The organism is [Clostridium] symbiosum ATCC 14940 (genome assembly GCF_000466485.1).
GTDB classification, from domain to species: domain Bacteria; phylum Bacillota; class Clostridia; order Lachnospirales; family Lachnospiraceae; genus Otoolea; species Otoolea symbiosa.
Genome location: NZ_KE992810.1, coordinates 462 through 823, shown reverse-complemented (window position 1 = coordinate 823; position 362 = coordinate 462). Strand labels below are relative to the sequence as shown.

General features: G+C 51.9%; 1 CRISPR repeat array.

The annotated features are described in order from the left end of the window. A CRISPR array of direct repeats spans positions 1-296; the repeat unit is 32 nt; unit sequence GTTTCGATCCACAGGCTCTTACGAGCCTGACC. Between the last annotated feature and the right edge of the window lie 66 nt (positions 297-362).

Sequence of the window (362 nt, the reverse complement as noted above, 5' to 3'; positions counted from 1 at the left end):
GTTTCGATCCACAGGCTCTTACGAGCCTGACCTACAACTCGACCAATTTGGAACATATAGTAGTATGTTTCGATCCACAGGCTCTTACGAGCCTGACCATATATTCACAATCCGTATGCCGGGAAGAATCAGTTTCGATCCACAGGCTCTTACGAGCCTGACCTAGGCGATGACGACGCTGCTTTCCTGAAGCAACTAGGTTTCGATCCACAGGCTCTTACGAGCCTGACCACCAGGTTGCGGCGTCCAGAAACTTCCACTGCAGTTTCGATCCACAGGCTCTTACGAGCCTGACCAACGCTGTCATTGCCTGTTCTGCCTCTTCCTGGCTGTTTCGATCCACAGGCTCTTACGAGCCTGAC